Origin of the sequence: Nocardia sp. NBC_00881 (genome assembly GCF_045207455.1) — a bacterium.
Classification (GTDB): domain Bacteria; phylum Actinomycetota; class Actinomycetes; order Mycobacteriales; family Mycobacteriaceae; genus Nocardia.
Genome location: NZ_CP108798.1, coordinates 7,195,581 through 7,213,045, shown reverse-complemented (window position 1 = coordinate 7,213,045; position 17,465 = coordinate 7,195,581). Strand labels below are relative to the sequence as shown.

Genomic DNA, 17,465 nt, shown 5'->3' with positions numbered 1-17,465 from the left:
TACGTAAACGAGTATTCAGTGGCAAGTCGTGCAGGCCGGACCGATCACGCCATGCGCGGCGACGGAGCCACCCCCGACCCCTCGATCAGTGACAGCGCGATCGGCACCAGCAGATCCACCAGCTCGGTGACCGTCGGACGCGGATCAGCGAGGACCCACTCGTGCGCGAGCCCATTGATCGCACCGATGAGAGCGCTTGCGGCCCACCCGGGACCGCCCCGCACCCGTGCGCTGGGCGCGACGACCGGGACAACGGCGGACTCCAGCACCGACGCCCAGGCGTGCCGTCGCACGCGGCGGTGCCGCTCCATCCGGTCGCTCACTCCGACCACTTCGACGAAGGCGACCTTGGCTCGGTACGGGTCGGAGCCGATCGACTCGAGATACGCGGCGACCACGGCGGTCATCGCGGCGGTCAGGTCGAAGCGGGGGTCGAGCGCACCCATCCTCGCCAGCACCGCGGCGGCGGCCTCGTCCTGGATCCGGTCATAGGCCGCGACCAGCACGTCCTCCCTGGTCTGGAACTCCTCGTAGAACTGCCGCTTGGACAGGCCCGCGGCGGCGCACACGTCGGCCAGCGAGCAGTTCACGTAGCCACGCTCGGCGAAGATCCGGGTCGCCGCCGCGAGAAACCGCTGGCGCCGCTCAGCCTTCCGCTCCACGACGGCTCGCCCGCCGTATTGCCTTCCCCCTATCGCAGTCACACCCTTCACCGTAGCGAAACCGTGGATCACAGCCCATCCGTGCGGACGACCGGCGAATGAACGCTCGCGACGGGTGATAGTTGTGATGCGGGTCATAATCGGGCATAATCGACACAGTCTGAAACCAACCGGGATCACATACGTCGCCGTGGAACAAAGAGGTTCTCGCGTGGTCACTTCCCGCAGGCACACACCGAAGCCGCTCGCCCCCAAGGCCGTAGCGGCGAAAGACCGCTCCGCAGGCCGGCTGGTGAGGCAGGACGTCACGATCATCGACGTCGGATCGATGACGCTGGACCCCGCAACCCGTCAGGGGCGGGGCGAAACCGTGAGCACCCTGCTCGCGGCCAGCTTCCAGCAGCGGATGCCTGCCGAGCGCGTTGCCCATGTCATCGAATTCCGTCCCGCGGCAAGGATATTTCCGTCCGCGGCAATCGGCGCGAGGGTGCCCGCGCGGCTTCCCTCATAACTTACTCAAGAGTAAGGTTGTCTTCATGGCGTGGAGACCTACTGAAATCCCGGACCAGACCGGACGCACCTATGTGATCACCGGCGCGAACGGCGGACTGGGCGCCGTCACCACCGGAGTCCTCGCGGCCAAAGGCGCTACCGTCGTCATGGCCTGCCGCGACGCGGAGAAGGCGAAAAAGGTCGCCGACGACATCGAGGGCGATGTGCGGGTGGCCGAATTGGACTTGGCCGACCTGGCCTCGGTCCGCGAATTCGCCGAGGACAGGAGCGAGTTCGACGTACTGATCAACAATGCCGGCCTGATGAACGTCCCGTTCTCGCGGACCAAGGACGGCTTCGAAACCCAATGGGGCGTCAACCATCTCGGCCACTTCGCGCTGACCGGACTACTGCTGGACCGGATCACCGACCGGGTGGTGACACTGGCCAGCATCGCGCACAAGCAGACCCCTAAACTCCGGATCGACGACCTCGACTACGAGCACCGTCGTTATCAGCGCAATCTCGCGTACGCGCAGTCCAAGCTGTGCAACCTCATGTTCGCACGGGAACTCCAGCGCAGGCTGGCCGAAGCCGGCTCGGCGAAGCGCTCCTACGGCGTCCACCCCGGTGTCTCGGCCACCGACCTGTTCGCGCATACCGAGACGCCGATCGACCGGATCGCCAAGCCCTTCATCCGCCTGATCGGGCATTCGCCCGCGAAGGCCGCGCGCTCGACGCTGTTCGCAGCGACCATGCCCGACGCCGACCCCGAGGTGTACTGGGGCCCGTCCCGACTGTTCCAGACCCGAGGCCCGGTGGACGCGTCGCCGTCCTCTCGGCTGTCGAAGAACAAGGACCTGTGGGAGCGGCTGTGGGCTGAATCCGAGCGGCTCACCGGGGTCACCTACAAGTTCTGATCGCAAGAACCTGCCGCCGCCGTCGGCGGGCCGTTCCACACCGCAATGATGTGATCACAGCCTAGTGGGAGCACCGACCTGGCTCTACGTGCCGCGTAGTAGAAGAGGTACCGTGGAAGCCGTGTCCGCCTCACCCCGCCGCTCGGCACACAATCGCCCGGCCCTCATCGTGCTGGTGTTTGTCGCTGCGCTGGGGTGCCTTGCCCTGGCCTGGTGGCAGTGGGAGCGGTTCGAATCCGCCAGCGGCACCGGTCAGAATCTCGGGTACGCGCTGCAGTGGCCACTGTTCGCGGCGTTTGCCGTGTTCGCCTACTTCCGGTTCGTCCGGCTGGAGCGGGAGGCCGAACAGAACGACAAGCCCTCCGACGCGGAGCATGAGCCCGTCGAGGCCAGGCTTGCCACGAAACCCGCTGCACCCAAGGAGCTTCCGGCAGGTCTGCTGCCGGAGCGCCCGAAGGTCGTGCGGGAAGAAGACCCGGCGCTCGCCGAGTACAACCGGTACCTCGCCGCGCTGCACGCCCACGACATCGATGAGCAGGTCCGTGCGGCGGGCCTGAACACACCCGAGAGGAGCGCCGGTTGACCACCAGCGAGAATTCCACCGAGGCCACCGTGGTACCCGCACCGACGGTGAACACCGCCAAGATCACCTCGGCACTGCTGCGCTACCGCGCGCTGGCCTGGATCACCGGTCTCTGGTTGCTGCTACTCACCGGCGAGATGATCGCCAAGTACGGCTTCGACGTGCACACGCCCAGTTGGATCGCCGTGGTCCACGGCTGGGTGTACTTCGTCTACCTGCTGGTCACCGCCGATCTCGCGGTCAAGGTCCGCTGGCCAGTGCTCCGTACCGTCGGCACCCTGCTCGCGGGGACCATCCCTCTGCTGTCGTTCTTCGTCGAGCATGTCAACGCGAAAAAGGTCAAGCAGGACTTCGACATCTGACGCCTCCGGCGTCAGCGCGCGGTCAGCGCGGCCAGCTTCGGCAGCAACTGGGTCAGCGCCCGCCCCCGATGTGACACCGCGTCCTTCTGGGCGGGCGTCAGCTGGGCGGCGGTGATTGCGCCGCCCTCCGGAACGAACAGCGGATCGTAGCCGAAACCGCCGTCGCCTACCGGCTCGCGGCCGATCGAGCCCGGCCATTCGCCCCGCACGACGATTTCCCCGCCGCCCGGCACCACCAGTGCGCAGGTCGAGACGAACCGCGCCCCACGCCGCTCGTCCGGGACATCGGCGAGCTGCGCGAGCAGCAGCGCGTTGTTCGCGGCGTCGTCACCATGCCCACCCGCCCAGCGCGCCGACAGCACACCGGGCATACCGTTCAGAGCGTCCACCTCGAGCCCGGAATCGTCCGCGACACAGGCCAGGCCGGTGGCCACCGCGCCATCCCGGGCCTTGGCGAGCGCGTTCGCCTCGAACGTCGCCCCGGTCTCGGGCGCCTCACCGTAGGCGGGAACGTCGCCGAGCCCGACGATCTCGATACCCGCGACGCCCGCTTCGTCGAGGATACGGCGCAGCTCGTTCAGTTTCTTGCGATTGCGGCTGGCGACCAGAAGGCGAGGCATCACTTCTTCTTCTGCTCGGACGGCTCGGGAAGCACACCCGGGTACGGCAGCGCCAGCGCCTCTTTCTGCACGACGAACAGCTGTTCACAACCCGCGAGCGCGGCGTCGAGCAGCTTGTCCAGTGTGGACCGCGGGAACGTGGCGCCCTCACCGGTGCCCTGAACCTCGACGAGTGTGCCGGTGTCGGTGGCGACCACGTTCATGTCGACCTCCGCACGCGAATCCTCTTCGTACGGCAGGTCCAAGCGCACCCTGCCGTCGACGACGCCGACGCTCACCGCGGCGATCGCGCACGAAATCGGCTGGGGATCCGCCAGGCCGCCCGCCGCGCCGAGATAGGTCACCGCGTCGGCCAGCGCGACGTACGCACCGGTGATGGCGGCCGTCCTGGTTCCGCCGTCGGCTTGCAGCACGTCGCAGTCGATCGCGATGGTGTTCTCGCCGATGGCGGCCAAGTCGATGCAGGCGCGCAGCGAGCGACCGACCAGCCGGCTGATTTCCTGGGTCCGTCCGCCGACCTTCCCTTTGACCGACTCCCTGCCGCTGCGAGTGTGCGTCGCGGCAGGCAGCATGGCGTATTCGGCGGTGAGCCAGCCGAGCCCGGAGTCACGGCGCCACGGGGGCACGCCCTCGGTGACGCTCGCGGTGCACATCACCCGCGTCTGGCCGAACTCCACCAGCACCGAACCGGCTGGATGCGTGGTAAAACCACGGGTGATCCGTACCTCGCGGAGTTCATCGTCCGCCCTACCATCGGCTCGTCTCGACACGGCCACAGCCTACTGTGTTCAATTGCCGCGCCTGCGGCACGGCGTGTTCGCGGCCCGCGCTGTCTCGGGCCGCGAACGGTTGATGCTCGATCTCGCTTCGCTCGGAAGCGGGAGTCCGGCCAGTGTTGCTGCTCGGGTGGCAATCGTTGCGTCTCGAGGTTCGCTGCTTGCAAAACAGCACTGTGCTCAGGCGCTGCAAATTAGATATCGAAGGTCTCGCCCGGTGCCACCGCATGCACCGGTCCGGCGAACTGCGCCTTTGCCTCGGCGATTACATCCTCGCGGGAGGTCCAGGGCGGAATGTGAGTGAGCAGCAGCTCCTTCGCCCCTGCCTCGGCCGCGATCACACCCGCCTCGACACCCGAAAGATGAATGCCCGGCGGCCGGTTCGCGGGGTCGTGGGTCCAGGACGCCTCCGCCATCAGGATGTCGGCGCCCTGGGCGAGTACGCGGACCTCCGGGCACAAGGCAGTGTCACCGGTATAGACGAAGGTTCGCCCGCTCGCGGTCACTACGCGCAAACCATAGGCCTCCGGCGGGTGAAACATCCGGCGCGCCGTTACGGTGTGACCCGGCCCGAATTCGACCGACTCCCCGTCGGCCCACGGTCGCATGTCGATCACGTCGGACCAGTCGTCGCATTCGCCGCCGACCTCGGCGGAGGCATTGCCGATCCGCAGCGCAGTATCCGAGGGGCCACGCACGATCGCCTTCCCCTCCGGCGGTGTCGGGTGGTAGCGCCGCCACACCAGCAGGCCGGGCAGATCCAGGCAGTGGTCCGCGTGCAAATGGGTCAGGAAGACGTCGACCTCGCCTGGATTGGCGTAGCGCTGCAGTGCGCCGAGCACTCCCGGGCCGAAATCGATGACCGTCGGCGACATATCCGGTCCGGTCAGCAGATAACCCGACGCTGGAGAGTCCGGGCCGGACACGCTGCCCGAGCACCCGAGGACGGTAAGGCGCATTCCCCCATGCTGCCACGGTGAATTCTCACTCAAGAAAGGGTCCCCCACAGTTCCTGCAGGGCGACACCCTCAGCGTGGCGGCACAGTGACTCCGGCTCGATCCCCGCGGCGGTGTCGACGTTCATCACCAGAGAGTACCCAGCCGGCCAGCAGTCCACCCACCGCCCCGAAAAGATGCCCCTGCCAAGAGATTCCGGGTTGTCCAGGCAGAACCCCCCACAACAGCGACCCGTAGAGCGCCAGCACGGCGAGGCCGAGCACGATCTGACCGAGGTTGCGGGCGAACCAGCCACGGGAGATGAGGAAGGTCAGCCAACCGAACACCAGTGCCGACGCGCCGAGGTGCACGGAGCCCGCTGCCCCGGTGAGCCAGGTGCCGACACCCGCCACGATCCAGATGATCGCGGTCGCGGCCAGGCCGCGACCGACGCCGGCCAGCAGAGCGAGGAAACCGAGCACCAGCACCGGAAGCGTGTTGCCGATCAGGTGGTCCCAGCCACCGTGTAGCACCGGGGCGAACAGGATGCCGGATAGTCCGTCGGCCCGACGCGGCTCGATGCCCGCGTGGTCGAGCCGATGGCCGGTGAAGGTGTCGACACCTTCGATGCCGTAGAGCAGCCCGACGAATCCGATGATCAGCACCCCGGCACGCAGCCAGAGTTGTCTGACCGCCGCGAGGCCACCTGTCGTTTTCGCCGGAGGCGGCGTAGATGCCTCCGCGGGCTTGCTTAACCGCGCGCGAATCGACGCCATCCGATCAGGGTCGAAAGAAGGCCCGAGTCCCGCACCGCCGGTCAACCGCCACCTCCTCGTCGTGCGACCCCGCCTCTCCGAGGGTACCGGCGCGTCCGGAAATCAGGCCCAGAGCTGGCCGTCGAGCCGTTCTTCCGCCTCTTCGAGGGTGCCGTCGTAGGCCCCGGTCGACAGGTATTTCCAGCCGCCGTCGGCGACCACGAACGCGATGTCCGCGCGGGCACCCGCCTTCGCCGCCTTGCGGGCGACGCCCAGCGCGGCGTGCAGAATGGCGCCGGTGGAGATTCCGGCGAAGATGCCTTCCTCCAGCACGAGTTCCCGGGTGCGCTTGACCGCGTCGTGGGGGCCGACCGAGAAGCGGTTGGTCAGGACGGTCTCGTCGTACAGCTCGGGAATGAATCCCTCATCGATGTTCCGCAGGCCGTAGACCAGCTCGCCGTAGCGCGGCTCGGCGGCCACGATCTCGATGCCGGGCACCTCCTCGCGCAGAAAGCGCCCGGTGCCCATCAGCGTGCCCGTGGTACCGAGTCCCGCGACGAAATGGGTGATCTCGGGGAGATCGGCCAGGATCTCCGGGCCGGTGGTCTCGTAGTGCGCGAGCGCGTTCGCGGGATTGCCGTACTGGTAGAGCATCACCCAGTCCGGGTTCTCCGCCGCGATCTGCTTGGCCTGCGCGACAGCCTGATTCGAGCCGCCCGACGCGGGGGAATCGATGATCCGCGCGCCGAACATGGTGAGCAGCTGGCGGCGCTCCACCGAGGTGTTCTCCGGCATCACACAGACCAGGTGGTAACCCTTGAGCTTGGCGGCCATCGCCAGCGAGATACCGGTGTTGCCGCTGGTGGGTTCCAAGATGGTGCAGCCAGGTCGCAGCAGACCGTCGGCCTCGGCCTGTTCGATCATGCGCAGTGCCGGGCGATCCTTGATCGAGCCGGTGGGATTCCGGTCCTCCAGCTTGGCCCACAACCGCACGTGGTTCTCGCCGTCCCACCGCGGAGAAAGCACGCGCAGGCCGACCAGCGGGGTATTGCCGAGGGTCGCGATCAGCGATTCATAACGTGCCACGGAATCGGTCAGCCTCCGGCCACGGCGGGCAGGATGGTGACGCTGGCGTCCTCCGGCACCGCGGCCGCCAGACCGCCGGCGAAGCGGACATCCTCGTCATCGACGTAGATGTTGACATAGCGGTTCAGCTTGCCGTCCTTGAGCAGGCGCTCGGCCAGTCCTGGGTGGTTGGCCTCGAGGTTGTCGATCAGCGCGGCCAGCGTGCCGCCTTGCGCTTGCACGCGCTTCTCCCCTCCGGTGAGGCCGCGCATGATGGTCGGGATGGACACAGTTACCGACATGGGTACTCCTCGGTTTCACGAACAGGCATCGAACTAGTTCTGGTACGCGTCGACGATTTTTACCGACTCCTCGGTCACCTCGCCGTCGACGATCCGGTAGCTGCGCAGCTCGTGCCGCTCGGGATCGCGGGTGGAGATCAGCACGTAGTGCGCAAAGGGCTCGGACGCGTAGGACACGTCGGTCCGGCTGGGATAAGCCTCGGTGGCGGTGTGTGAGTGGTAGATCACCACCGGCGTCTCGTCGGCATCGTCCATCGCGCGCCACACCTTCAACTGCTCGCCGGAGTCGAAGCGGTAGAACGTGGGCGAGCGTTCGGCGTTGGCCATGGCGATGAAGCGCTCCGGACGATCCGAGCCTTCGGGTCCCGCGATGACGCCGCAGGCCTCGTCGGGATGATCGGCGCGCGCGTGCGCCACCATCGCCTCCACGAGGTCGGCCCTGATCACCAGCACTTGTCGAACACCCTTCCGCAACGCCGACCCATCCCAGTCGACAACGAGCCAGAATATTCGGCTATTCCCGCGATGCCGTCGACCGGTCCCCGATGGCCACCTTCCGTGCGGCACGTCGGGCGTGGTTGTCGGGGTCCACCGGGTCGGCGGCGAACAAGTCGGCCCCGAACCTCGACCACGTCGGCACGACAAGACCCCACCAAACACGCAGCACGAACAAGACCCCACGGGACAGGTCTGCCTCGTACCTACATACGGTTCCCGCGATTCCCACCCACGCAACACATCGGTCCAACCCCCGCTTTCGAGCGCAGCGAGACCGAGCATTCCCCGTTCGCGGCCCGGCTCGCGTCCGAGCGGCCGCCGCGTCCGCGACGAAGTCGCCAGCGGCGGTCGCTCGGACGCGAGCCAGAAGGGGGCCGCGAACCCGCCGCGCCCGCGCGGCCAAAAACACAGCAAATCAAACACAGAACAGGTCGTGGTAGGCCGGGATGCCCGCGACGGGGCGCGCCGAGCGAATCGCGTCGACGATGGCGCGTTCGACACAGACCGCCGCCGCTGTGCAGAGCTCGTCGAGGACCAGCAGGTCCGCAGGGAAGGCGGGCGGTAGCGGAATGTCCGAGTCCGAATCGGCGGTTCCCGTGGCGAGCGCGAAAAGCGTGTCCCCATCGAGCGGAGAATGTGCGGGGCGGATCGCCCTGGCCAGACCGTCGTGCGCGGTGATCGCCATCCGTCGGCACCCCGCAGGATCGAGGGGAGCGTCCGTGGCAACTACGCCGATGGTGGTGTTGAGCACCGTGCCTTTCACCGGAAGCGCGTTGGCCGCCGCCAGTTTCTCGGTGGTCGGCGGGCGCAATCCGAAGTAGTCGGGGCCGTCGGTGCCGCACCCCCAGGGTAGCCCGGTGCGCGGATCGAACACCGAGCCAACGGGATTGGCCACGATCAGCGCGGCAACGGTGATCCCGGCCGCGGCGCCTTCGCTCAGTACGATGCTCGCGGTCCCCACCCCGCCCTTGATGGCTCCGGCACGTGCGCCGACGCCCGCACCGACCGAGCCCCGTGCGAATTCGGTCGCCGCCGCCTCCGCCGCCCGATAACCGAACTCGGCGGTGGGCCGGATGTCCCACGCGCCGACGGGGAGATCGAAGATCACCGCGCCGGGGACGATGGGCACCACCCGACTCGTGTCGGTCGGATCCATCATGATGCCTGCGCCGTTCTCCTCCAACCAGCGCATCACGCCGTCGGCCGCGGCGAGGCCGTAGGCGCTGCCGCCGGTCAGCAGGATCGCGTCGACCTGCCGAACGGTGTTCACTGGATCGAGCAGGTCGGTCTCCCGAGTGCCGGGTCCACCGCCGCGCACGTCGACCGCCGCCACCGCGGCGCCCGGTATGCGTACGACCGTGCATCCGGTCGCCGCCCCGGCGCCGAGCGTGGCGTCGGCGTCGAGCACGTGGTGATGGCCGACCAGCAGCCCGGGGACGTCGGTGAGCGAATTACGCTGCCCCGCTTCGCCATTCACTATCTCCACTCCTCACGGCGCGCGGATGTGCCGATCGCTCCGATCGATCTTCGCACCGGAGGCCCGCTCAGGGCGCCAGCGCCTCCAACAAAGAGTCCTGCATCCAGGTCAGCCAGTGGTACACGTCCAGGTGCGGGGCGCGCGGGTCATCAGGGTTCAGATGGTCGGGCGTGTCGGCGTCGATGCCCAGCACCGTGCCCAGCGCGAGCCGCACGTCGGTAAGCGCGGTCAGCCACGCGTCGGCCTGTTCGGGGGTGAGCACGACCCTGCCGCCGGAGTCCGGCACGGTGTCCAGCACGACCGAACCCGCCGCCAGCTTGGCGTCGATGATGTCCGGCTCGTGCAGGCCGCGCAGCGCGCTGTTGAGGTCGGCGCGGTCGGCATCCGGCGACCCTGGCTCGCTGCGGTGAAAGTCCGGGAGGAGTCTGCTCAGTCGCGGGTCGTCCGGCGGCTCCGTGTTGCCTGAGCGCAGACCGGTCAACGCGGCGAGATCGTCCTCAGGGGACGACTCGGCGCGTTCGGTGAGCAATCCGGCGACCGCGCCGACCAACGAGCGAAGCACGTTGGCCTCGCGTGCGTCCATTTCGGAACGCAGTTTGAGACCGCTCAGCGAGTTCTTCCTACTCCACTTACGCACGGCGTCAGGGTAGTCGTCGTGGTCAGTCGTCTCGTTGCATTGTGGCCCAGAGTCCGGCGGCGTGTAGCCGCTGGACATCGTGTTCCATCTTGTCCCGCGAACCCGACGAGACCACCGCCTTACCATCGTTGTGCACCTTCAGCATCAGCTCGGTCGCCTTCGCTTTGCTGTAGCCGAACAGCTTTTGGAAGATATAGGTGACGTAGTGCATGAGGTTGACGGGGTCGTCCCAGACGACGGTCACCCAGGGACGGTCCTCCGCCTCCAGGATCTCGGTGTATTCGACCGCCTCGGGAGTCGCCTGTGCCGCCGACAGTGTCCCGTTCGCGGCGCCCATAACGACGTCACCTCGGACTATGTTGCACAAGGCCATAACGTCCAGGGTACGACTCGACTCTCGATAAACAACACCCGCGTGGGCCCGATTCGCCGCCTTACCCAGCTCACCGGCCCGGCGCCCGCCTGAGCTGCGGAACCGGCGTGTCTACAGTGACTGGGTGGATATCCGCGACGGCGTCGCCAGCACGGCGCTGCTCACCGACCAGTACGAGTTGACGATGCTCGCCGCCGCGCTCGCCGACGGCTCGGCGCATCGACGATGCACCTTCGAGGTGTTCGCCAGGCGCTTGCCGAATGGGCGCCGCTTTGGCGTCGTCGCGGGCATCGGCAGGCTGCTGGATGCCCTGCGGCACTACCGCTTCGGCGAGGCCGAGCTGGCTGTCGCGGCGTCGTTCTCGGACCAGCGCACCATCGACTGGTTGCGTAGCTACCGGTTCACCGGCGATCTCGACAGCTACGCAGAGGGCGAGTTGTACTTTCCCGGCTCCCCGATCGTCTCGGTGCGCGGCAGCTTCGCCGAATGTGTGGTTCTGGAGACGCTGATCCTGTCGATCCTCAATCACGACAGCGCCATCGCATCCGCCGCCGCGCGCATGGTGAGCGCGGCAGGCGGTCGCCGGATGATCGAGATGGGCTCGCGGCGCACCCACGAGCTTGCCGCGCCCGCCAGCGCCCGCGCCGCGTACCTGGCCGGTTTCGACGCCACCTCGAATCTCGAGGCGGTGCGCCGCTACGGGGTTCCCGGCGCGGGCACCAGCGCACACGCCTTCACACTGCTGCACAGCGGCGTCGACGGCGCGCATGAGGCGGCCGCGTTCCGCAGCCAGGTGGAGACGCTCGGGATCGGGACCACACTGCTGGTGGACACCTTCGACATCACCAAGGGCGTGGCGGCCGCCATCGAGGTGGCGGGCCCCGAACTGGGCGGCGTGCGGATCGACTCCGGCGATCTCGGCGTGCTGGCCAGGCAGGTGCGTGACCAGCTCGACGCGCTCGGCGCCACCAAGACCCGCATTGTGGTCTCCGGTGATCTCGACGAGTACGCCATCGCCGCGCTGCGCGCCGAACCGGTCGACGTCTACGGGGTCGGCACTGCGCTGGTCACCGGATCCGGCGCTCCGACGGCGGGGATGGTCTACAAGCTGGTCGAGGTGGACGGGTTGCCGGTGGCCAAGCGCAGCAGTCACAAGGAGTCCCGCGGGGGCACGAAGAAGGCGGTCCGCCTTGCCCGACGCACCGGGACGATCGTCGAGGAGATCGTGTACCCGGCGACCGGACCCGCACCCGCCGTCGACGGACTGGTGGCGCGCGAGCTACTCGTTCCGCTTGTGCGCGCCGGCGAGCAGGTCGAGGGCCTGCCCACGCTGGCCGCCAGCCGCGACCTGGTCGCCCGCGGGCTGATCAGCCTGCCGTGGGAGGGCCTGAAACTCTCCGCGGGCGAGCCCGCCGTCTCGACAACGTTCGTTCGCGGGTAGGGAATTCACCGCGAGTCGCGTGAACCGGTCGTTCGACCTAGCGGCAGAATCGAGACGGCCACACAGTTCACACCGCGGGAGGTCACCATGACCCGAGCCCTGATCATCGTCGACGTCCAGAACGATTTCTGCGAGGGCGGTTCGCTCGCCGTCACCGGCGGTGCCGCGGTGGCCGCGCGGATCAGCGAGCACCTCGCGGCTACGGACTACCACGCGGTCGTCGCGACACGCGATTACCACATCGATCCCGGGGAACACTTCGCCGACGACCCCGACTACGTCGACAGCTGGCCGCCGCACTGCCGGGTCGGCACGTCCGGCGCCGATTTCCACCCCGCACTGACCCCTGGGCCCATCCACCAGATCTTTTCCAAAGGCGCGTACTCCGCGGCCTACTCCGGGTTCGAGGGCGCCGCCGACGACGGCACCGAACTCGCCGACTGGCTGCACAACCACGGCATCGATTCCGTCGACATCGTCGGCATCGCCACCGACCACTGTGTGCGCGCCACCGCCCTCGACGCGCGCATCGAAGGCTTCGACACCCGTGTTCTGCTCGACCTCACAGCCGGGGTCGCGCCGGACACCACCGCCGCCGCGCTGAACCGCATGCGCACGGCGGGTGTCGACCTGGAAGGAAGCATTCACCGATAGGACCGTCCGGTCTCGCTGACCGCCCTGCTGTGTCGGACGGACCAAGTAGGCTGCTCGCGTGCCCGAACTGCCGCCCGTTTCCGACCTTTTGGCCACCGCCGTGCAGGCGCTCGGCGGCAAGGAGCGTGTCGGGCAGGTGACGATGGCGACGGCGGTGGACCACGCGATCGACACCAAGGAGCATCTCGCCGTGCAGGCCGGGACGGGAACCGGCAAGTCCCTTGCGTATCTCGTCCCGAGCCTGCGCCACGCGGTGCGCACCGGGCGCACCGTGGTGGTCTCGACGGCGACGATCGCACTACAGCGTCAGCTGGTCGACCGGGATCTGCCCCGGCTCGCAGAGGCACTCACCAAGCCGCTGGGACGGACCCCGAAGTACGCGATCCTCAAGGGGCGTAACAACTATCTGTGCTTGAACAAGATCAACAGCGCTGTCCCGGACGAGCCCGCCGAGGCGGAGCTGTTCGACGCGTTCGCGATCTCCCGCCTCGGACGCGAGGTGCAGCGGCTCAACGAATGGGCCTCCGACACCGAGACCGGCGACCGGGACGAGCTCGCCCCGGGGGTGAGCGATCGCGCCTGGCGGCAGGTCAGCGTGTCATCGCGGGAATGCCTCGGCAAGTCCCGCTGTCCCTTCGGCCAGGACTGCTTCGCCGAGCGGGCCAGGGCCGAGTCGGCGCAGTCCGACGTGGTGGTGACCAATCATGCGCTGCTCGCGATCGACGCGATCAGCGGCATCCAGGTGCTGCCCGAGCACGACGTGGTGGTCATCGACGAGGCCCACGAGTTGGTCGACCGGGTCACCGGCGTGGCAACCGCCGAGCTCGCCCCTTCCGCGATCAGCGCGGCCGCCCGGCGCTGCGCCAAGCTCATCGACGAACAGGAGCTGGATCGTTTGGAGGGCGCCGCCGAGTCGTGGCACGACGTCTTGGACGACCTGCCCGCTGCCCGCTGGGACAAACTGCCCGACGGCGTGGCCCCGGTACTCGCCCTCATCCGCGACGCCGCCTGGAACGCGCGCACCGCGCTCGCACCCCACGGCACCACAGCACAGGGCGATCCCGAGAACGCCGCTGCCCGGAATCTGGCGGTGGCCGCGATCGACGAGGTGCACGACAGCGCGGTCCGCGCGCTGACCGCGTTCGATGAGCCGGACCCCGCCTCCCGTCGCGATGTCATCTGGCTGGCGGCCGACGAGATGCGCGGCGTCGTGCGCCGCTCGCTGCGCATGGCGCCGCTCTCCGTGGGCGGGCTGCTGCGCGGCAGGCTCTTCGGCACGGCGACGGTCGTGCTGACCTCGGCCACGTTGCAGATCGGCGGATCGTTCGACGGGCTCGCCATCACCTGGGGTCTGCCCGCGCAGTCGGGCAATCACACTGACGCGGCAACCGCGAACGGCGCCGAAGCGCCCTCGGACGCCGACATCGTCCGATGGAACTCGCTCGATGTCGGCTCGCCCTTCGACCACGCCAAGTCCGGCATACTGTACGTCGCCAAACACCTGCCCGCGCCGGGTCGCGACGGACTGGCGCCTGCCTACCTGGACGAGATCGAGCGGTTGATCAAGGCCGCGGGCGGGCGCACGCTCGGCCTCTTCTCCTCCATGCGCGCGGCGCGGGCCGCCAGCGACGCGCTGCGCGGGCGACTGGACACTCCCGTGCTGTGCCAGGGCGACGACGCGACGGGAGCGCTGGTCCGCAAGTTCGCCGACGACCCGGAAACCTCGCTGTTCGGCACGCTGTCGCTGTGGCAGGGCGTCGACGTGCCGGGTCCGTCGCTGAGCCTGGTCATCCTCGACCGCATTCCATTCCCCCGTCCGGACGACCCGCTGCTCGCGGCCCGGCAGCGGGCGGTGGAACTGCGCGGCGGAAACGGGTTCATGACCGTGGCAGCCAATCACGCCGCACTGCTGCTCGCCCAAGGCACCGGCCGCTTGCTACGCAGCGTCGACGATCGTGGCGTGGTCGCCATCCTGGACTCGCGCCTCGCCACTGCCCGCTATGGCGGCTACCTGCGTGCTTCGCTGCCGCCGTACTGGGAGACCGCAGACCCGGAGGTCGTGGTCAAAGCGCTGCAACGGCTGGCAGCGGCCGCGGTGTGCGGCAACACACCAGTTCACACATAGTTTGATACGGAAGCGGATCGAGTCCCGATACGTCCGTGGCCCCCGATTCCCACACGAAATATTGGCGGTCCCGCGCCGAGCCCCGCACACGGTGCAGGGGCCCGAACCTTGCCGCAGCTGTCAGTCCCGTACGGCTACCGCGTCGACCTCGAACAACATCCCGGGCAGTGCGAGCGCGGCGACTCCGGTCAAGGTTTGCGCGGGCGGACGATCACCCCAGAGCGCGGCGATCTTCTTGCCGAGCACCGCAAGCTTGTCCAGGTCGTGGTCAACGATGTGGGTGCGCAGCTGTGCGACATCCGCGAAGTCCAGACCGACGGAGCGCAGCGCGATCCCAAGGTTGGAGAAGGCGTTGTCCACCTGCACCGCGAAGTCGGTGCCGGTGGGGTTCCCTTCGGCGTCGGAGTCGTACTGCCCCGCAATGAACACCAGCTCCCCACGAACCCTCGCCACGTGGCTGTAGCCGAACCCGGTCGGGTCGGGCAGTTCGGCGGGATTGCTGATTTCGACGGCCATCGTCGTCTCCTTGCTCGATTGTTTCGTATGACAACAGCAGAACGACGATTCGGCAGGCCGAGATGTGACACGACCTCGAACCCAGACGACTGCGGCGCGGCAACCCGCAGGTCACCGCGCCGCAAATTCGGCGTGTCACAAACTCAGAGCACCCACTTCAGGATCAGGGTGAACACTCCGGCCACGACCGCGAGAATCACCGCACCCACACCCCACACGAAACCCTGCCGATGCCATGGACGCCCCGCGTCCAGCGAAAACTTGCCGGGGCCGGTGAACGCGATCGCCGCGGCGACCACCGCGAACAGCAGTCCCATCTCGTAGCCCTTGCCGGTCAGCAGCCCTCCGGCCCAGGTGGTGTTGATCACGTTGATCATCGTGCCGAGCACGATGGCCGCGGCAAGGGGAGTCAGCAGACCGAGCAGAAGCAAGAGACCCCCGGTGAACTCGGACAGGCCTGCCAGTGTTCCGAACACCTTGCCCGGGTTGTAACCCATCGACTCGAAGCCGTCGGCGTTCGCTCGCCATCCCGGCCCAGAGAACCATCCGAAGAGCTTCTGCGCACCGTGCGCGGCGAGCAGGCCGCCGAAGACGACGCGCACGAGCAGGAGCCCGATGTCGGTCGAGATTCCATCCAATGCGGCGTTGTTCGCGGTGCGTTCGAGTACGGATTTCCTGGTCATCCTGGTTCTCATCCCTGCAATGTCGTTCCGGACATGGTCTTTGTCGGCAATGAATCGGACTGCGGTCCGATTATCACACGAGGGCGCTGGCTTCCGGTCATATTCCACACGTTTCAGCCCGTGGGATGGTTCAGCCCGAGACGCGCGGGAGAGTTATTCCGCGAGGAAGAAGAAGTAGCCGAGGAACACCACCATCAGCGCCCACATGGCCGGGTGCACGTTCTTGATCCGGCCCCTTGCCACCATGACAACCGGGTAGAAGAGCATGCCCATGGCGAGTCCGTTGGCGATGGAGTACGTCAGCGGCATCATCACGATGGTGATGAACGCGGGAACCGAATACTCCAACCGGTTCCAGTCGATCTCGCCGAACGCTCGGGCCATGAGGATGCCGACCACGATCAGGGCCGGCGCGGTCACCTCGCCGGAACCCGCGACCACCGCGAAGATCGGATAGCAGAACATCGCGATCAGAAACCAGCCCGCGGTGGTGACGGCAGTCAGACCGGTACGGCCGCCCGCCGAGACGCCCGCGGTCGATTCGACGTAGGCGGTGGTGGTCGAGGTGCCGATGACGGCGCCCGCCATAGTGCCCACCGAGTCCGCCGCCAGCGCGCTCGCCGCGCGCGGCAGCTTGCCGTTCTTGTCCAGCAGCCCGGCCTGGTTCGCCACGCCGATCAAAGTGCCCGAGGCATCGAAGAAGTCGACGAACAGCATGGTCAGCACCACCATGGCCATTTGAGCGGTGAACGCGTCGGGGAGATGGATGATCGCCTGGCCGAAGGTGTGCTCGAGCCCCTCCGGCGCGGCGACCACGCCATCGGGCAAGTCGACCAAGCCGCTGACGATCCCGACGATCGCGGTGAGCACAATGCCGTACAGCACCGCTCCATGCCAGCCGATCACAAGAAACACCACGGTCACCAGCAACCCGAACAGCGCGAGCAGCGTCGTGCCCTTGGTGAAGTCACCGAGCGTGACCAGCGTTGCCTCACTGTTCACCACGATGCCCGCGTTCTTCAGGCCGAGAAACGCGACGAACAACCCGATGCCCGCGCCGACAGCCAGCTTCAACTGCATCGGGATGGCGTTGAGGATGCGTTCGCGAATCTTGGTGACTGCGAGGACGAAGAAGATGAGCCCGGACAGAAATGTGCCCGACAGCGCCACCTGCCATGGAATCCCCATGCCGAGCACTACCGAGTACGCGAAGAACGCGTTGAGCCCCATACCCGGCGCGAGTGCGATCGGGTATCTGGCCCACATGCCCATGACCAGCGTGCCGAACACGGCGGCGACGGCCGTCGCAGTGAACACCGCCTGCATGGGGATGCCCCGGTCGCCCAGCGCGCCCTGGTCGCCCAGCACCGCGGGATTCACCGCGAGGACGTAGGACATGGCCAGGAACGTCACCGTCCCGGCCATCACCTCTCGTTTCATGGTCGAGCCGTTCGAACTGATGCCGAAGTACGCGTCGAGGCGCCCTCGGGTCCGATTCAGAACGTCGGTGACCATGGCAGACTCCACTCGGGACGATACGGGTGTGCCAGGGCACGGTAGTCGACGATTCACTGAATCGGACAACTCA

21 protein-coding genes are annotated in these 17,465 nt (G+C 67.6%); 7 read left to right on the top strand and 14 right to left on the bottom strand.

The genetic code is table 11. The features are described from left to right. Positions 1 to 44 precede the first annotated feature (44 nt). Positions 45 to 704, bottom strand: coding sequence for a TetR/AcrR family transcriptional regulator (locus tag OH799_RS30495; RefSeq protein ID WP_406271232.1), 660 nt, complete (start codon positions 702 to 704; stop codon positions 45 to 47). Positions 705 to 873: 169 nt separating this feature from the next. Here OH799_RS30495 and OH799_RS30490 point away from each other — a divergent pair, with 169 nt between their 5' ends. The 4 genes from OH799_RS30490 (at position 874) to OH799_RS30475 (ending at position 3,019) form a co-directional block, all read left to right on the top strand. After that, positions 874 to 1,173, top strand: coding sequence for a hypothetical protein (locus OH799_RS30490; RefSeq protein WP_406271229.1), 300 nt, complete (start codon positions 874 to 876; stop codon positions 1,171 to 1,173). Positions 1,174 to 1,198: 25 nt separating this feature from the next. Continuing rightward, on the top strand, positions 1,199 to 2,074 hold the full coding sequence (locus OH799_RS30485; protein WP_406271226.1) for an oxidoreductase: 876 nt from the start codon (positions 1,199 to 1,201) through the stop codon (positions 2,072 to 2,074). Between the two features lie 121 nt (positions 2,075 to 2,195). Next, positions 2,196 to 2,657: a transcriptional regulator gene (locus OH799_RS30480; RefSeq protein WP_406271224.1), complete on the top strand. Its 462-nt coding sequence runs from the start codon at positions 2,196 to 2,198 to the stop codon at positions 2,655 to 2,657. Next, positions 2,654 to 3,019, top strand: coding sequence for a DUF3817 domain-containing protein (locus tag OH799_RS30475; RefSeq protein WP_406271221.1), 366 nt, complete (start codon positions 2,654 to 2,656; stop codon positions 3,017 to 3,019). The genes OH799_RS30480 and OH799_RS30475 overlap by 4 nt, the downstream gene beginning before the upstream one ends. A gap of 11 nt (positions 3,020 to 3,030) precedes the next feature. On the opposite strand, the gene rdgB is transcribed toward OH799_RS30475, so the two are convergent. The 10 genes from rdgB to clpS all read right to left on the bottom strand — a co-directional run bounded on the left by rdgB (position 3,031) and on the right by clpS (position 10,422). Then, positions 3,031 to 3,639, bottom strand: coding sequence for an RdgB/HAM1 family non-canonical purine NTP pyrophosphatase (rdgB, locus tag OH799_RS30470; RefSeq protein WP_406271218.1), 609 nt, complete (start codon positions 3,637 to 3,639; stop codon positions 3,031 to 3,033). Continuing rightward, complete coding sequence (gene rph, locus OH799_RS30465; RefSeq protein ID WP_357267658.1) at positions 3,639 to 4,409, bottom strand: ribonuclease PH; 771 nt, start codon at positions 4,407 to 4,409, stop codon at positions 3,639 to 3,641. Before rph ends, rdgB begins: the two co-directional genes overlap by 1 nt. 200 nt (positions 4,410 to 4,609) lie before the next feature. Continuing rightward, positions 4,610 to 5,374 carry a cyclic nucleotide-degrading phosphodiesterase gene (locus OH799_RS30460; RefSeq protein WP_406271214.1) on the bottom strand — a complete coding sequence of 255 codons (765 nt, stop codon included), beginning with the start codon at positions 5,372 to 5,374 and terminating at the stop codon, positions 4,610 to 4,612. A gap of 69 nt (positions 5,375 to 5,443) precedes the next feature. Further along, entirely contained in the window at positions 5,444 to 6,127 is a 684-nt protein-coding gene (locus OH799_RS30455; protein WP_406271211.1) for a rhomboid family intramembrane serine protease, read from the bottom strand. Between the two features lie 102 nt (positions 6,128 to 6,229). Continuing rightward, complete coding sequence (locus tag OH799_RS30450) at positions 6,230 to 7,192, bottom strand: PLP-dependent cysteine synthase family protein (protein WP_406271208.1); 963 nt, start codon at positions 7,190 to 7,192, stop codon at positions 6,230 to 6,232. Between the two features lie 8 nt (positions 7,193 to 7,200). After that, positions 7,201 to 7,473, bottom strand: a complete 273-nt coding sequence (locus OH799_RS30445; RefSeq protein WP_406271205.1) for a MoaD/ThiS family protein — start codon at positions 7,471 to 7,473, stop codon at positions 7,201 to 7,203. Positions 7,474 to 7,506: 33 nt separating this feature from the next. After that, entirely contained in the window at positions 7,507 to 7,947 is a 441-nt protein-coding gene (locus tag OH799_RS30440; protein WP_357267650.1) for a M67 family metallopeptidase, read from the bottom strand. A gap of 439 nt (positions 7,948 to 8,386) precedes the next feature. After that, positions 8,387 to 9,448, bottom strand: a complete 1,062-nt coding sequence (locus OH799_RS30435) for a P1 family peptidase (RefSeq protein ID WP_406271202.1) — start codon at positions 9,446 to 9,448, stop codon at positions 8,387 to 8,389. 67 nt (positions 9,449 to 9,515) lie between these two features. Further along, a complete protein-coding gene (locus OH799_RS30430) occupies positions 9,516 to 10,085 on the bottom strand; it encodes a DUF2017 domain-containing protein (RefSeq protein ID WP_357267647.1) in 570 nt (189 codons plus the stop codon). Positions 10,086 to 10,107: 22 nt separating this feature from the next. Further along, a complete protein-coding gene (gene clpS, locus OH799_RS30425; protein WP_406271198.1) occupies positions 10,108 to 10,422 on the bottom strand; it encodes an ATP-dependent Clp protease adapter ClpS in 315 nt (104 codons plus the stop codon). A 160-nt stretch (positions 10,423 to 10,582) separates the two neighbouring features. Between clpS and OH799_RS30420 the strand changes: the two genes are divergently transcribed. The 3 genes from OH799_RS30420 (at position 10,583) to OH799_RS30410 (ending at position 14,678) form a co-directional block, all read left to right on the top strand. Then, positions 10,583 to 11,899: a nicotinate phosphoribosyltransferase gene (locus tag OH799_RS30420; RefSeq protein WP_406271195.1), complete on the top strand. Its 1,317-nt coding sequence runs from the start codon at positions 10,583 to 10,585 to the stop codon at positions 11,897 to 11,899. 87 nt (positions 11,900 to 11,986) lie between these two features. Continuing rightward, the gene (locus OH799_RS30415; protein WP_406271192.1) at positions 11,987 to 12,553 is read left to right on the top strand and encodes an isochorismatase family protein; all 567 of its coding nucleotides are present in this window, start codon (positions 11,987 to 11,989) and stop codon (positions 12,551 to 12,553) included. 58 nt (positions 12,554 to 12,611) lie between these two features. Next, entirely contained in the window at positions 12,612 to 14,678 is a 2,067-nt protein-coding gene (locus tag OH799_RS30410; RefSeq protein ID WP_406271190.1) for an ATP-dependent DNA helicase, read from the top strand. 120 nt (positions 14,679 to 14,798) lie between these two features. On the opposite strand, the gene OH799_RS30405 is transcribed toward OH799_RS30410, so the two are convergent. The 3 genes from OH799_RS30405 to OH799_RS30395 all read right to left on the bottom strand — a co-directional run bounded on the left by OH799_RS30405 (position 14,799) and on the right by OH799_RS30395 (position 17,392). Beyond that, complete coding sequence (locus OH799_RS30405; protein ID WP_406271187.1) at positions 14,799 to 15,194, bottom strand: RidA family protein; 396 nt, start codon at positions 15,192 to 15,194, stop codon at positions 14,799 to 14,801. Positions 15,195 to 15,337: 143 nt separating this feature from the next. Beyond that, on the bottom strand, positions 15,338 to 15,877 hold the full coding sequence (locus OH799_RS30400) for a DoxX family protein (RefSeq protein ID WP_406271184.1): 540 nt from the start codon (positions 15,875 to 15,877) through the stop codon (positions 15,338 to 15,340). 153 nt (positions 15,878 to 16,030) lie between these two features. Beyond that, positions 16,031 to 17,392 (bottom strand): NCS2 family permease, encoded by a 1,362-nt coding sequence (locus tag OH799_RS30395; protein ID WP_406271181.1) that lies wholly within the window; start codon positions 17,390 to 17,392, stop codon positions 16,031 to 16,033. Positions 17,393 to 17,465: the final 73 nt, after the last annotated feature.